Below are 14,359 nucleotides of genomic sequence, written 5' to 3' on the forward strand. Positions count from 1 at the left end.
TATCGGCGGGGCCGGATCCGGTCATGTGGCGGGTGCGGTTGTGCGGAACTGCTTGAAAAGGCTGTCGAATGCGTGTTCCATTGGTGGGTGTGGGTTGGGACGCGCTTTCGCTTGTCGACGAGGCCGCCGATGAGCGTCCGCTGATCGAGCGGCGTGCGGTGGTGCGTGAGGGTTTCTACGAGTTGCAGGCCCGCACGGTGATCGAGCGGGTGCCGCAGACCGCGGGCATCGCCCAGCGGTGGGCTGTGTCTCCCTACCGTGGTTGCGCCCATGCCTGCCGCGGTTGCGGTGCCCGCGCGGGTCATGGGCGGCTGGGGCTGGATGCCGGGCGTGATTTCGACACGCGGATCGTGGTCAAGCCGAACGTGGTGGCCAGGTTGCGGGCGGAGCTGGTGCGCTGGGACGGCCAGGAGCTGGCGGTGGGGCTCAGCGGTGACGGTTATCAGGCGGCTGAGGAGACCTATCGGCTGATGCCGGGGGTGATCGGGGCGCTGTCGCAGGCGGCGGTGCCGTTCACCGTTTACACCAAGAGTGCGCTGGTGCTGCGGGATGCGCAGTTGCTGGCGCGGGCCGGGGCGCGGGTGGCGGTGTCGATCGCGTTCGTGGACGAGCGGATCCGGCGGGCGGTGGAGCCGGGCGCGCCGACGGCGCAGGCGCGGCTGGAGCTGGTCTCGGCGCTGGTGGAGGCGGGGGTGGACTGCCGGGTGCTGATGGCGCCGGTGCTGCCGTTGCTCAGTGACGCGGCCGATCAGCTGGGTGCGACGGTGCGGCGGATCGCCGCGGCGGGGGCGCGGGGGGTGGAGCCGGTGGTGTTGCGGCTGCCGCCGGGCACGCGGGCGTGGTATCTGGAGTGGCTGGAGCAGGCGCATCCGCAGCTGGTGGGGCGCTATGAGGAGTTGTACGACCGGGCGGGGTTGCCGTCGCCGGATTATGAGGGGCGCATCACGGGGCAGATCGCGCAGTTGTGCCAGATGTACGGGATGGGGTGTGGGGCGCCGCAGGCGGGGCCGCGGCGGCCGCGGGCGGCGCAGCTGGCGCTGGTGTGAGGCGGGCACCCGGGGGCGGGCGCGGCTGGGGTTAGGGTGCCGCTATGGACGAGCAGGTCGAACGGGTGCTGGCGGGGTGTGCTCCGGGGGTGCGGGAGCTGGCGGTGGCGGCGCGGGCGGTGATCGAGGAGGTCGTGCCGGACGCGGTGGTGGAGGTGGATCCGGCGGCGCGGCTGATCGCGTACACGTTTCAGCCTGGCACGTATCGGGGGGTGGTCACGGCGATCGCGTTGCACGGGGCGTATGTGAACCTCATGTTCGGGCGGGGTGTGGAGCTGGTGGCGCACGACGATGAGGGGTTGCTGGAGGGTACGGGCAGGACGGCGCGGCACATCAAGGTGCGGCGGGTGGAGGATGTGGCGCGGGCCGGGGTGCGGCGGTTGATCGCGGCGTCGGCGGCGCTGACGCCGCGATCAGGCTAGAGGTTGGGGGGTCAGATGCGGCGGTGCAGGAGCATGCCGGGCCACTCCCCCACGGTGAACGGGGCGGTGCGGGTGAAGCCGCAGTTTTCGTAGTAGGCGACCAGGCGACCGTCGTCGCCGGCGTAGCAGTCGACGCGCAGCAGGCCGACGCCCCGTTCGGCGGCTTCGGCGGCGGCCCAATCGAGCAGGGCGCGGCCGATGCCGTGGCCGTGGTGGCGGCGGTCGGTGACCAGGGCCTGGATGTAGAGTTCGGGTTCGGTGGCGGGGGTGACGTAGTCGTGGGCGCCGCCGACGACGATGCAGCCGGCGGGCTGGTCGTCGAGTTCGGCGATGCGCATGCCGCCGAGTTCGAGCCAGCCGGTGACCTGGCGGGTGCGGCGGTCGTTGCCGGTGAAGGGGCTGCTGCCCCATTGGCCGGTGCGTCCTTGGGCGGTGAGCCAGGCGACGGCGCTGTCGAACATGCCCAAGACGATGGGGACGTCGCCGTCGCGGCCTTCGCGGATGCGCGGCAGGGTGCGGGGGTGGGTCATGTTCGGGCCTTGGTGTTGTTCAGGGCGCTGCCTTTTTTCCACTCTTTGAACGGCAGCTGCCAAAAGCCCCAGCCGTTGTTCCATTCGAGTTGGCGGGTGGTGCCGGTGATGTCGACGACGTCGCCGCGCTGGAAGTTGTCGTAGAACCATCTGGCCTGGTCGGGGCGGGCGTTGAGGCAGCCGTGGCTGACGTTGCGGACGCCTTGGGCCCAGACGTTGTCCTTGGCGTGGACGTATTCGCCGGAGTTGGAGATGCGGACGGCGTGGTCGATCATGACGTCGTAGTAGCCGGGGTCGCCTTTTTTGCGGCCTGGGGAGATCATGCGGACGGGGTTGCCGCGTTCCATGGTGAGGTGGACGCCGGAGGTGGTGGTGTATTCGCGGGTGGTGGCCATGCCGGCGCTGATGCGCATGGTTTGGACGCGTTTGCCGTCTTTGTAGACGTACATCATGTGCTTTTTGGTGTCGACCTTGCTGATCTGCTTGGCGCCGATCTTGAGGGTGGCGGTGTAGTCCTTGACCCCGTACAGGCCGTCGCCGCCCTTGATGCCGGTGATGTTGGCGTTGAGGGTGACCTTCTGGTGGGCGGGCCAGTATTTGGCGGTGCGGTAGATGGCGACGGTGTCGTTGATCCAGCGCCAGGCTCCGGCGACGGGCTTTTCCGCTTCGACTTCCAGCGCGCGTTCGATGGTGGCCTTGCTGGTGACGGGCTGGTTGAAGGTGACGATGATGGGGGCGCCGACGCCGATGGTCTCGCCCTTGGCGTGGGGGGTCACGTCGGCGATCTGCAGCGCGCGTTCGGGTTTGGCGGTGGTGAACGTGCTGGTGGCGGTGGTGGCGCCGGCGGTGGCGTTGACGGTGTAGTCGGTGGAGGGCTTGAGCGCCGTCTTGGAGACCCATTTGGTCTTGTCGGCGTTGTATTTGCCCTCGACCTGTTCGCCCGAGGCCTCGACGGTGACGTTGTCGAGGGCGCCGCCGGCGGCGGTGACGACGACCTTCTTCTCGGGGCTGACCTTGCCGCTGCCCTTGGCGGGGCTGATCTTGACGGTGGGGGCCTGGGGGGTGGCGGTCGTGGTGGCTTCGGGCGCGCCCGCTCCCCCGCTGCCGCCGCCGGGGGTGGTGCCCGATGAGCATGAGGCCGTCAGTGTGGCTGCGGTGAGCAGCGCGACTGCGGTGGCGGGCTTCCTCCAAGCGGGCGTAACGTTCAACACTGTCCTTTCCCCCACGGCACCAAACGCACCTCAAAAACCTTAATGCTGATGCATGTAAGACGAGGAATCATTTGGGATAGTTCGGTCACATTTCAATCACTTGTGCCTGGGAAAGGGTCCGTCAGAGGCGGTGGGTGAGGCCGGTGTGCCGGCGTCCGGCTCCCTTGGTGCGTACGGCCTGGGCCAGGGCGCGCCGGGAGCCGACGATGACGACGAGTTTCTTGGCCCGGGTGATGGCGGTGTAGAGCAGGTTGCGCTGGAGCATCATCCAGGCGCTGGTGGCCAGGGGGACGACGACGGCGGGGTATTCGCTGCCCTGGGAGCGGTGGATGGAGACGGCGTAGGCGTGGGCGAGCTCGTCGAGTTCGTCGAAGGCGTAGTCGACGGCTTCGTCCTCGTCGGTGACGACGGTGAGCTTGTGCTCGTCGGGCCGGATGTCGGTGACGATGCCGACGGTGCCGTTGAACACCCCGGCGGCGCCTTTGTCGTAGTTGTTGCGCAGCTGGGTGATCTTGTCGCCGATGCGGAAGACGCGGCCGCCGTAGCGGCGCTCGGGCATGCCGTCGCGGGCGGGGGTGAGGGCTTCCTGCAGGGCGGTGTTGAGGGCGCCGGCGCCGGCGGCGCCGCGGTGCATGGGGGCCAGGACCTGGATGTCGCGGCGGGGGTCGAGGCCGAAGCGGCGGGGGATGCGGCGGGCGACGACGTCGACGGTCAGGGCGGCGATCTCCTCGGGTTCCTCGCAGGGGAACAGGAAGAAGTCGCTCATGCCCTGCAGGATGGGGTGGTGGCCGGTGTTGACGCGGTGGGCGTTGACGACGACGCCGGACTCCTGGGCCTGGCGGAAGATCTGCGTCAGCCGCACGCGGGGGATGTCGTCGGCGGCGAGCAGGTCTTTGAGGACCTCGCCGGCTCCGACCGAGGGCAGCTGGTCGACGTCGCCGACGAACAGCAGGTGGGCGCCCGGCGCGACGGCCTTGACGAGTTTGTTGGCCAGCAGCAGGTCGAGCATGGAGGCCTCGTCGACGACGACGAGGTCGGCGTCCAGGGGGTTGTCGCGGTCGAAGGTGGCATCGCCGCCGGGGCGCAGCTGCAGCAGGCGGTGGACGGTGGTGGCCTCGTGGCCGGTCAGCTCGGCCAGGCGTTTGGCGGCGCGGCCGGTGGGGGCGGCCAGGATGACCTTGGCGCGTTTGGCGCGGGCCAGCAGGACGATGGAGCGTACGGTGAAGCTCTTGCCGCAGCCGGGCCCGCCGGTCAGGACGGCGACCTTCTCCGTCAGGGCCAGGCGGACGGCCTGGCGCTGCTCGGCGGCCAGTTCGGCGCCGGTCTGGGCGTGCAGCCAGGTCTCGGCGCGTTCCCAGTCGACGTCGGCGAAGGCTTTGAGCCGGTCGTGGCCGGAGCGCAGCAGGGACAGCAGGCCGGAGGCCAGGGAGTTCTCGGCGCGGTGGAAGGGCGGCAGGTAGACCGCCGGTACGACGTTGTCGCCGGCCGGGATGGGCTCGCGGACGGCGCCTTCGGCTTCGATGAGCTCTTCCAGGCAGGTGGTGACGAGGTCGGCGGGCACCTCGAGGATCTTGACGGCGTCGGCGGCGAGGTTGGGGGCGGGCAGGTAGCAGTGGCCGTCGTCGGCGGCCTGCGACAGGGTGTAGCGCAGGCCGGCTTTGACGCGTTCGGGGCTGTCGTGGGGGATGCCGACGGCCTGGGCGATGGTGTCGGCGGTCTTGAAGCCGATCCCCCACACGTCGTCGGCCAGCTGGTACGGGCGGGTCTTGACGACGGAGATGGACGATTCGCCGTACTGCTTGAAGATGCGCACGGCGATGGAGGTGGACACGCCGACGCCCTGCAGGAAGATCATCACCTCTTTGATGATCTTCTGTTCCTCCCAGGCGGCGGCGATCATCTTGGTCCGCTTGGGTCCCAGGCCCGGCACTTCGACCAGGCGCTGGGGCTGCTGTTCGATGACGTCGAGGGTGTCGGTGCCGAAGTGGTCGACGATGCGTTCGGCCATCTTGGGGCCGATGCCCTTGATCAGGCCGGAGCCGAGGTAGCGGCGGATGCCCTGGACGGTGGCGGGCAGGACGGTGGTGTAGGAGCGCACCTCGAACTGGCGGCCGTAGCGGGGGTGGGAGCTCCAGCGGCCGAGCAGTCGCAGCGACTCGCCGACCTGCGCGCCGAGCAGCGGGCCGACGACGGTGAGCAGGTCGGTGCCCGAGCGCTCGGTGGCGACGCGGGCGATGGTGTAGCCGGTCTCCTCGTTGGCATAGGTGATGCGTTCGAGAACACATGAAAGTTCGGTGGTGATGACAGTATCTGCACCTTCGCCCACCGTTCAATCCTCCCGCCGCAGCCGCTTCCGGGCCCAGAGTAGAGGAATAGCCGGACATGGGCGCCGCGCGGGAAGCGCTGTGCGCCCGGACGGCGCACGATTGGTGATGTGAGACGGTGTTGATCGTGAGAACCCGTGACGAAGCGTTTGCTGCCGGCGGGCGAGTCCTCGCCGAGACGCCCTGTCCCCCGAAGAGGCCGCCCGTGCCGCGTACGTTCCGGGTGGCCGCTCTGTCGAGGAGTTGGCGGCCATCATCCGAGAGCAGCGCCGTAGGGCTCGCGCGCGACAGCAAGCCGGCCTGAACTAATCTCGCTGGCAATCTCGCACGCCAGATCCGTTTCGCTTTTCCCGCCGCTGTAAGGCACGGTCCTGAACCCGGCAGCCATAAGCGCAAGGCTCGCGGCCCTTTCCCTCAAGTACGGTGATCACCAGGAGGTGGTCGGCGTTCCCCGGCAGCGGCAGCCGTGGCGCGGTATCGGCCGACGCGTCCGCCGTTCATCCCCTCTGCATGGGCCCGGAATCCCCAGAGGGCATCGAGCCGTGTTTCTGAACCCCGCTTGCGGCAGACCAGCGAGGTACGACGCAGGAGACTGGGGAAGGGCGCCGTCCGCGAAGCGGCCATGATGACGGGGGCAACGCCCCTATGCCATGGTGACGGCATGTCCGAAGATCAGACCGACACGCCGGTCCCGCTTCCCCCGCCCCTGCGCTTACTGACTGAACGGGAGGATATCCACGTCGGGAATGCCCTCATCGGCAAAGCCCAAGAGTATTCCGTGGATTGGTTTGTGGCCCAACAGCTCGTCTACGCCGCTCTGGGCGCTCTAGGCCTGTTCCCGCTGCCGGGGGCTATGGGTCCCCCCCCCGGAGAGGGCTGCAGTGCGCTGAAACTGGCGTGGGACACCACGAAGCGCCCGGACAGCGAGTATCTCGGGCAGTGGGTCCGGTGCAGCGAAGCTGCCGGCCACGGCAGCACCGACCACCGCGCCTCCGGAGTAGCCGATTGGTCTGACGGCGAGCCCGGCACTGTGCCCGACACCAGGACAGCCTGACGGCCTCACGGCGCGCTGCGCAGCTCAGGGGCTCGGACGGCGGTCCGTCGGCCGGGCCCCTGAGCGAGGTACTGGCAGCACTGTGCCCACTGACGGCCGATTCGGCGTCCAGGCCCCGCTCGAATACGCCGGCGGAGCAGGGCATCCCGCCGGCGGAGCGGCCGTCCGTGCCGTCCTCGCCGTGCCCGGTGAACGGCAGGAGACGCAAGTGTCGGCTTTCGCGCTTCCCGGGGTCGTCATGGCACCTCGTCACCTGCGTGTCAGGCGCGTTCGGAGTGCCATTCGCGCCGAGGTCTCGGAGGTGTTCTCAGGGCTGACCCCTGAGGTGGCCGAAAGCCTCCCCGAGGTCCCGGAGGAAGAGGCTCGCAGAGCCGCCCGATGGCTCATGACGGCCGAGGCCACCGACGTCATGGGCAACCGTGCCCGCGGCTGGGTCACCGGGACGGACGGCTATCGGCTCACCGCGGTGATCGCCGTGGAGGGCGCGCGCCGATTGGTCATGGACGCGGGCCCCACGGGTGCCCGCACGCCGGCCCAGGCCTTCGGCCCGGCTGATTTCCTCGATTTCCTGATCCCGTTCGACGTGACCTGGAGCGTCGAACGGATCTGACCGGCGAGAGCCACGCGGCTACGGCCGCAAGACCGGCGCCGTCCGGGTGAGGCGTCACGACCTGGCCGGAGGGCAGGAAGCGCACGGCCGTACGGCCCCGGCGCCGCTGCGCCTCCGGGCGCTCATGAACATCCGCAACCCGGCCATCCGCTCGCAGAGCCACTTCATGGCGGCGCGCCACTGTAAATGGCGCCGGGCCCGGGCGTATTCGCGGGGATATCCTTTCGGCGAAAACGCCGATCATAGCGGGCCGCCCGCCGCCCGCCGCCCGTGTTGGCTGATCAGGGGCGGTGCGGCTTGGCGCACGATCTCGCAGAGATGTTCATCAACCCCCCGCGTCCCTCGGCGCGCCGCTCCCCCGCCGGGCAGGGACCCGGCTACGGGCGGGTAACGGCTTCACGGGGGTGAGCCGCCGCGGGCGAGCGGTCCGTACGGTTCGCAGCGTGCGCGGTCAGGGCGCCGATCGCGCAGATGATCGCGAGCCCGAACAGCACGTACCGCGCCGAGTCGAGCATCGAAGCGCCGCCCAGGTTGACCAGGACCCCCGCCACCGCCGTGCCGAACGCGATCGACAGGCTCGTCACCGTGGCGATCCCCGCGGCCGCCCGCCTGCCTTCCTCCGGATCGCGTGTGCTGGACATCGCGGCCACCGACAGGTGCGGATAGGCCAGCCCGATGCCCGCCCCCGCGGCCAGCAGCACCGGCACCCACACCGCCACCAGCCACATCGGCGCGTCCTGGCGCTGCAACAGCCCCTGGACGAGCAGGCCGGCGGCCAGCAGCAACGGGCCGAGCACACGCAAGCGGCGCACCGCACGCACGCCCGTCACCGACGCGCCGGCGATCTGGGTGAGCGACCAGCCCAGCGAGATCGCCGCGGCGAAGAACCCCGCGACGAGCGGCGCCAGCCCGGCCAGCCGCTGGCCGAACAGCGGCAGGAACGACTCGGCCGCCACCCCGAAGGCCAGCAGCCCGAGCGTCAGGTAGACCCACTTCAACGACGAACCCCGCAGGTAGGCCGCACGCGGCAAGACCCGCAGCTCGCTGCGCCCCTCATGGACGACGAAGGCGGCCACCAGCAGCACCGCCACCCCGATGCCGGCCGCCTTCGCCGGCGTGCCCGGCAGCACCGCCGCCACGCTCACGGCCGCGGCTGCCGCCGTGACCAGCAGCAGGGACACGGCCGGGACCGGCGGGCGCACGCCACCGCGCCCACCGGGACCCGCATGCCCACCGTGCCCACCGTGTCCCCCGTGCTCGGCGCGCCCGCCGCGGGGAAGCACACGGGGAAGCACGCGGGGAAGCACGCGGGGAAGCACGCGGGGCACGAGCGCGCCGCACCCCGCGGAAACCGCCGCCATCACCGCGAACGCCAGCCGCCACGAGCCCAGCTGGGCGAACAGGCCGCCCAGCGCCGGCCCGGCGAAGTTGCCGACACCGTACATCGCCGACATCAGCGCCGTGCCGCGCGTCCACAGCCGGGGCGGCAGCGCCGACCGGATGACGGCGAACCCCAGTCCGGACAGCAGCCCCGCGCCCAGCCCCTGCAGGCCGCGCGAGGCCAGCAGGACCGCCATCGCCGGGCTGGCCGCGCACGCCAGCGAACCCGCCGTGAACGTGGCGAAGCCCAGCAGGTACGCGCCGACGTTCCCCCACCGCGACAGGAACCGGCCGGTGAGCATCGTGGCGACCACCATGGCCACGAGGTAGATCGTCATGTTCCAGGCGTAGAAGCTCGCGCCGCCGAGGTCGGCCACGGCGGTCGGCAGCAGGCTCGCCGCCAGGTAGATGTTGATCGCGCCGACCAGCACCCCGCCGGCCAGCACGATCGCCGGGCCCAGCAGGCCCCTGTCGGACGTCGTTCGGGGGGAGCCGTCGTGGGCTCCCCCGGGTTCGTACTCCTCAGCACTCATGGCTTCAAGGCTGTCGTTGAACCGGCTCCGGAGAGTTCGCGCCGCCTGCCGTCCGGCGGTGCTGCGGCCGTGCTGCGACAGAGGGCGCGACAGAGGGCGCGACAGCCTCAACCCGCGGTGGAAGCCGCCGCGTGCGGGCCGTCGCTCAGCCGAGAGCCGAGAGCCGCGAGCAGGTCGCGCTCGCGCTGGGCGCTGAGGCCGGAACGTCGCGTCCGCTCCAGCCCCTGCTCGCGCTCCCAGCGCAGGGTGTCGGCCAGCATGTCGGCCCGGGGCCGGTGACGCAGCCCCGCGGCGCGCGCCGCCGACCCGGTCCGGGCCGAGAACCCTTCCCAGCCCGGCTCCACCAGCCACATCGGCAACGACTCGGGCCCCATGAACTCGGCCACGCCGTTGGCCAGCAGCCACGCCGACTCGGCGGTGACCACCGGGCCGGCGTGCCCGCCGACGGCACGGGACAACTCGACCCACTCCCCGAACGACACCACCGGCCCGACGGCGTCAAAGGTGCCGGCGAGGCCCGCCTCCCCGGCCTCCAGCAGCCACGCGGCCAGGTCCCGTACGTCGATCGCCTGGGTCGCCAGGCCCGGCGTGTCGGGCACCAGCATCGGCCCCTGCCGGTCGCGCGCGGCACGGGCCACCCAGTAGCCGGAGCGCCCGCTGTGATCGCCGGGGCCGCCGATGAGACCGGCGCGGGCGATCAGCAGGCGCTCGCCCACGGCCGCCGTGGACGCCTGCTCGCAGGCGGACTTCGCCTCGCCGTACACGTCCTTGTCGGCCTGGCTGCGATCGGTCGGAGCGAGCAGGGGCGTGGACTCGTCCGCATCCAGGGTGGAATGGGAGGCGTAGGCGCTGACGGAGGAGACGTAGGCCCAGTGCCGGGCCCTGCCGCCCAGCGCCTGCAGCGCCTCACGGACGAAGCCCGGCTGCCAGGACACCTCGATGACGGCGTCCCAGTCCTGCTCCAGCAGCGGCTCGTAGGCCGAGCGGTCACTCCGGTCGGCGGCCACCAGCCTGGCTCCGCCGGCGACCTGCCCGCTTTCGCCGCGCGCCAGGCACGTCACCCGGTGGCCGCGCTCGATCGCCTGCCGCGACAGCTCCCGGCCCACCCACGCCGTTCCGCCCAAAACCAAGATCTCCATCCTGCCACCCAACCACTGCGGCCACCGGGCCCCCAGCGGGGTTCACTGACAGCGGACCGGATTCGCCGACAGCGGATCCCCGCCGAGGGCCGAAGGAGAAAGCCGGGCGAGGAGAAGACCGGGCCTGGTCAGGGCATCCCTGGCCAGGCCCGGTACGGGTCAGACGCCGAAGGGCGCCGGGTAGACGATGGTGCCGCCGGGCACCGGGAGGGTGGCGTCGAAGACGAGGGCCATCATCGCCTCGTCGGGGACGTCGAAGGAGGGGCGGATCCCGTACGCCGAGGCCGGGGTGAAGCCGAAGCGCGGGTAGTACTCGGGGTGGCCGAGCACCAGGACGAGGTTCTCACCCTTGTCGCGGGCGGCCCGGAGGCCGGCGCGGATGGCGGCCGAGCCGGCTCCCTGCCTTTGGTACTGCGGCAGGACGGCGCACGGGCCCAGGGCCAGAGCCGGGGCGGTGCCGACGTGGCAGCGGGTCAGCAGCGCGTACCCGGCCACGGCGCCGTCAGGGGCCTGGGCGAGGATGGACAGCTCGGGCGACCAGGCCGCGTCGATGCGCAGCGCCTCGATGAGGTCGGCCTCCAGCGGCGTGGGGAACGCGCCGAGGGCGACCTGGCGGATCGCGGGGATGTCCTGCGGGGTTTCGGGCCGGGTGATCCACGTATCGGGCATGGTGTGCTCGTCTTTCTTCAAGGTCATGGGGTGGGTGGTGGCCGGACGCGCCCGGGTCACGAGCGGCGCTGCCGGTCCCGGAAGGCGTAGGTCTCGCGCAGCGAGCGCGTGATCGCCTTCTTGCGGTCGTCGTGCTGGGCGCGCAGGCGCGCGTCGCTGCGGGAGCCGGCCCAGGCGTTCTCCCGCTGGAGCTTGCGGTAGCTGTCCAGGCGGCGCTCGTTCAGATCACCTGAGGTGATGGCGGCCTGGACCGCGCAGCCGGGCTCGGAGTCGTGGCCGCAGTCGGCGAAGCGGCACTGCCGGGCGAGTTCCTCGATGTCGGCGAAGACCTGCCGCAGGCCCTCGCCGGCGTCCTGGAGGCCGACGCCGCGCAGGCCGGGGGTGTCGATCAGCACGCCGCCGCCGGGGAGCGGGACCAGACGGCGGCGGACCGTCGTGTGGCGGCCCTTGCCGTCCTGCGCGCGTACGGCGCCGGTCTCCAGGACCTCGGTGCCCAGCAGCGCGTTGCCCAGCGTGGACTTGCCCGCCCCGGAAGGGCCGAGCAGGACCGCGGTGCCGGTGATCGCGGCGGTGAGCGTGTCCATGCCCTGACCGGTGGCGGCGCTGGTGGTGATGATCTCCACGCCTGGGGCGAACTCGGCGATGGCGGTCACGGCCTGGCCGGGGTCGGCCGACCGGTCGGACTTGGTCAGCACGATCACGGGCAGGGCGCCGCTCTCCCACGCCAGCGCGAGCAGCCGTTCGATCCGGCTGGGGTTCAGCGGGCTGCCGAGGGAGACGGCCAGGACCGCCGTGTCGACGTTGGCGGCCAGGGCCTGGCCGTAGGAGGAACGCGAGGCCGACGATCGCACGATGACGCTGCGCCGCGCCAGCAGCGCGACCAGCTCGGGTGTGCGGCCGTGGCGCAGCGCCGCCCAGTCGCCCGTGCACGGGGACGAGAGCGGGTCCGGGGTTTCCGGGAGCGCGAGGCCGGCCCGCAGCGGGCCGGATTCGGTGATGACGTCGCAGGCGCCGCGATCGACGCCGACCACGCGGGCGGGAACGAGCCCGGCGGCGCGGTGGGAGGCGAAGGACTGTTCGAGTCCCGCGTCCCAACCGTACGCGGACAGGCCATCATCTGGGGAATGCTGGAAAGACAACGGAATGGAACCCTTTGCAGGAAAGGGGGCCTCGGCGGATGGGACATGCCACATCCGCGCCAGGGACGGCGCCTGGAAAGGTCAGCCAAGGCCCGGGAACGTGAGGATGGACCGAGTGCCGCGGATGGCGGCCATCACCACGACGGTCATCAATCCTCACCTCCCTCAAGAGTCCCTGTAACAACGTGTCTTTCGCTGGACAAGATAGCAGCAGGACCGGCCCGCCGCAAAGATCACCTTTGCTCGGCCGCGGGTGGCTGTTCGACCGGGAAGAAGATCGGGCTGAGCAGGTATTGCGCGCGGTCCGGCGCCGGCTGGTTGGCCAGCAGCGGCAGGATGACGCGCCGCAGGCCGTCGATCATGTTCTCCAGCTCCTCGCGGTTGAGCCAGACGGCGTGCTGCCGGTAGCCGACGAGGTCGGCGGCCGGGTCGGCGGCGTCGCGGTCGAGATAGGCGTTGAACTCGGCGGCCAGCACGGCCATCGAGGTGGCGAACACGCGCCGGTGGTCGTCGGGCGACAGCGCCGCGACCGCGTCGGCGTCGACGACGACCCGGTCCAGGCGTAGCCGGAAGCGGCGCTCCACCGCGCCGCGCACGCGCCGCTCGTCGGCCACCTCCAAGATCCCGTTGGTCGCCAGCAGCTCGACGTGCCGGTAGATCATGGCCTTCGAGGTGTCGGGGATGCGGGCGCACAGCTGCGCCGTGGTGAGCTCGCGCCCGCCGTGCATCGCGTGCACGATCCGCAGCCGCACCGGGTGCGCCAGCAGTTCCAGCAGTTCCAGGGTGTCCACCCCGGAACGGTCTCATATCGTGCTACCGCTCCTCAAACATGAGAACGGCGGTGTTCGCCGCGGGCGGAGACTCCAAAAGGGGGCTCAGAGGGGGTTCAGGGAGGTTCAGGGGGGTTCAGGGGGCGAGGTTGATGGTGGCGGGGATGCCTTGGCGGGTCATCTTGGCGTACGGGCACAGCGCGGTCGCCTGCGACAGCAGCGGGGCGGCCGTGTCGGGGTCGACTCCCGGCCAGGTCACCATGAGGTCGGCGCTCAGCTGGTAGCCGCCGTCGGCGGGGTCGCGGCCGAAGGCGACGGTCGCCTCCACGGTGATCGCCCCGGGGTCGAGCAGGTGCCGTCGGGCCAGCAGGCTGAGCGCGCCGTGGAAGCAGGCGGCGTACCCGGCGGCGAACAGCTGCTCGGGGTTCGGGCCGGGGTTGTCGCCGCCCAGCTCCTCGGGCATCCGCAGCTGCAGGTCGAGGGCGCCGTCGGCGGAGACGGCCCGGCCGCTGGCCCGGCCGTGGGCGGAGCTGCCGCCGTTCACGGCGACGCGCGTGACGTAGAGCGGTTTGAACGTGGAGCCGCTGTAGTCGTGCTCCGTGGACAATGTCGGTTCTTTCACCGGTAAGCCTTTCAGCGTGAAGGTCGGCTGGTCACGGACGGTGCCAGCTGTGCAACTTGTCGGGGTTCAGCACGATCCACACGGCGGTGACCTCGGGTCCGGCGACGCTCACGCTGACCACCGCCACGGCCCGGCCCGCCTGGCGCAGCACCAGGCCCGTGCGGCCGTTCACGGACTCGACGGCCGGCTCGGTGCCCGGCGGCTGGCCGGCCAGCAGGGCCGTGACGAACCGGGCGACCGCCTGCGCGCCGTAGGTGGGGCGTACCGGGGCGCGCAGCTTGCCGCCGCCGTCGCTGACGACGATCGCGTCCGCGGCCAGAACCGCCCGCAGCGCCGTCGCGTCCCCCGTGTCGCAGGCCGCGGCGAACCGGCGCGCGACGCGGTCGTGCCTGGCGAGCATCGCCCCCGCCGAGGGGGCCTGCCGCTGTGGCGGGCCGGTGACGGGCCGGGGTGCCGCGGCTGTGGGGGCGGCTGTGGGGGCGGCGGGGGCTGTGGGGGCTGTGGGGGCGAGTGTGGCGGGCGGGCCGGGTGCCGGGGGGCTGCTGAGGGTGTGGCTGGCGGCGGCGAGCAGTTCCAGGCAGATGCCTCCGGCGACCCGCGTCAGCCAGGCCCGCGGCACCGCGATGGCGGCGCGTTCGCCGTCGTCGAGGGCGTACCAGCGGCGGTAGGTCTCCTGGACGATCCGCTCAGCCGTCACTTCCGAGCCGAACATCCACAAGGCGAGCTCGAGCAGGTGCCGGCGCTCGTCGAGCATCTCCGCCAGCGTCCCGGCGCTCACGTCGGTCATGTCCGGGCGCCCTCGCCGGTGGCAGACCCGGTGGCAGACCCGGTGGCAGACAGGGCCCGGGAGCAAGGTGGCCTGTCTTGCGTCCACGCCGGGGAAGTGGCGGTGGGGCAGCCGGTCAACGGG

At 71.6% G+C, this 14,359-nt stretch carries 14 protein-coding genes; 4 read left to right on the forward strand and 10 right to left on the reverse strand.

Features of this window, described 5'->3' with window-relative positions; genetic code table 11:
* The first annotated feature begins 68 nt into the window (after positions 1–68).
* On the forward strand, positions 69–1,046 hold the full coding sequence (locus ACIBQ1_RS44115) for a radical SAM protein (RefSeq protein ID WP_397286818.1): 978 nt from the start codon (positions 69–71) through the stop codon (positions 1,044–1,046).
* A 44-nt stretch (positions 1,047–1,090) separates the two neighbouring features.
* A complete protein-coding gene (locus ACIBQ1_RS44120; RefSeq protein ID WP_397286820.1) occupies positions 1,091–1,468 on the forward strand; it encodes a DUF1801 domain-containing protein in 378 nt (125 codons plus the stop codon).
* 11 nt (positions 1,469–1,479) lie between these two features.
* Here ACIBQ1_RS44120 and ACIBQ1_RS44125 read toward each other — a convergent pair whose 3' ends face one another.
* The 3 genes from ACIBQ1_RS44125 to ACIBQ1_RS44135 all read right to left on the reverse strand — a co-directional run bounded on the left by ACIBQ1_RS44125 (position 1,480) and on the right by ACIBQ1_RS44135 (position 5,535).
* The gene (locus ACIBQ1_RS44125; protein WP_397286822.1) at positions 1,480–1,998 is read right to left on the reverse strand and encodes a GNAT family N-acetyltransferase; all 519 of its coding nucleotides are present in this window, start codon (positions 1,996–1,998) and stop codon (positions 1,480–1,482) included.
* Positions 1,995–3,209 carry an Ig-like domain-containing protein gene (locus ACIBQ1_RS44130; protein WP_397286824.1) on the reverse strand — a complete coding sequence of 405 codons (1,215 nt, stop codon included), beginning with the start codon at positions 3,207–3,209 and terminating at the stop codon, positions 1,995–1,997. Before ACIBQ1_RS44130 ends, ACIBQ1_RS44125 begins: the two co-directional genes overlap by 4 nt.
* 121 nt (positions 3,210–3,330) lie before the next feature.
* Positions 3,331–5,535: an ATP-dependent RecD-like DNA helicase gene (locus tag ACIBQ1_RS44135; RefSeq protein ID WP_397286826.1), complete on the reverse strand. Its 2,205-nt coding sequence runs from the start codon at positions 5,533–5,535 to the stop codon at positions 3,331–3,333.
* 659 nt (positions 5,536–6,194) lie between these two features.
* Between ACIBQ1_RS44135 and ACIBQ1_RS44140 the strand changes: the two genes are divergently transcribed.
* Both ACIBQ1_RS44140 and ACIBQ1_RS44145 read left to right on the forward strand, forming a co-directional pair.
* Positions 6,195–6,587, forward strand: a complete 393-nt coding sequence (locus ACIBQ1_RS44140; RefSeq protein WP_397286828.1) for a hypothetical protein — start codon at positions 6,195–6,197, stop codon at positions 6,585–6,587.
* 301 nt (positions 6,588–6,888) lie between these two features.
* Complete coding sequence (locus ACIBQ1_RS44145; protein ID WP_397286830.1) at positions 6,889–7,197, forward strand: hypothetical protein; 309 nt, start codon at positions 6,889–6,891, stop codon at positions 7,195–7,197.
* Between the two features lie 377 nt (positions 7,198–7,574).
* On the opposite strand, the gene ACIBQ1_RS44150 is transcribed toward ACIBQ1_RS44145, so the two are convergent.
* The 7 genes from ACIBQ1_RS44150 to ACIBQ1_RS44180 all read right to left on the reverse strand — a co-directional run bounded on the left by ACIBQ1_RS44150 (position 7,575) and on the right by ACIBQ1_RS44180 (position 14,236).
* Complete coding sequence (locus ACIBQ1_RS44150) at positions 7,575–9,110, reverse strand: MFS transporter (RefSeq protein WP_397286832.1); 1,536 nt, start codon at positions 9,108–9,110, stop codon at positions 7,575–7,577.
* A gap of 107 nt (positions 9,111–9,217) precedes the next feature.
* Positions 9,218–10,249, reverse strand: a complete 1,032-nt coding sequence (locus ACIBQ1_RS44155) for an NAD-dependent epimerase/dehydratase family protein (protein ID WP_397286834.1) — start codon at positions 10,247–10,249, stop codon at positions 9,218–9,220.
* A 159-nt stretch (positions 10,250–10,408) separates the two neighbouring features.
* On the reverse strand, positions 10,409–10,945 hold the full coding sequence (locus ACIBQ1_RS44160; protein WP_397286836.1) for a GNAT family N-acetyltransferase: 537 nt from the start codon (positions 10,943–10,945) through the stop codon (positions 10,409–10,411).
* 29 nt (positions 10,946–10,974) lie between these two features.
* Positions 10,975–12,057: a ribosome small subunit-dependent GTPase A gene (gene rsgA, locus ACIBQ1_RS44165; protein ID WP_397286838.1), complete on the reverse strand. Its 1,083-nt coding sequence runs from the start codon at positions 12,055–12,057 to the stop codon at positions 10,975–10,977.
* A 233-nt stretch (positions 12,058–12,290) separates the two neighbouring features.
* A complete protein-coding gene (locus ACIBQ1_RS44170; protein WP_397286840.1) occupies positions 12,291–12,848 on the reverse strand; it encodes a helix-turn-helix domain-containing protein in 558 nt (185 codons plus the stop codon).
* A 115-nt stretch (positions 12,849–12,963) separates the two neighbouring features.
* Positions 12,964–13,449 (reverse strand): Ohr family peroxiredoxin, encoded by a 486-nt coding sequence (locus ACIBQ1_RS44175; protein ID WP_397286842.1) that lies wholly within the window; start codon positions 13,447–13,449, stop codon positions 12,964–12,966.
* A 31-nt stretch (positions 13,450–13,480) separates the two neighbouring features.
* Entirely contained in the window at positions 13,481–14,236 is a 756-nt protein-coding gene (locus tag ACIBQ1_RS44180; RefSeq protein WP_397286844.1) for a hypothetical protein, read from the reverse strand.
* Positions 14,237–14,359 lie beyond the last annotated feature (123 nt).

The sequence above is a fragment of the Nonomuraea sp. NPDC050153 genome (genome assembly GCF_044460125.1).
Taxonomy (GTDB): domain Bacteria; phylum Actinomycetota; class Actinomycetes; order Streptosporangiales; family Streptosporangiaceae; genus Nonomuraea.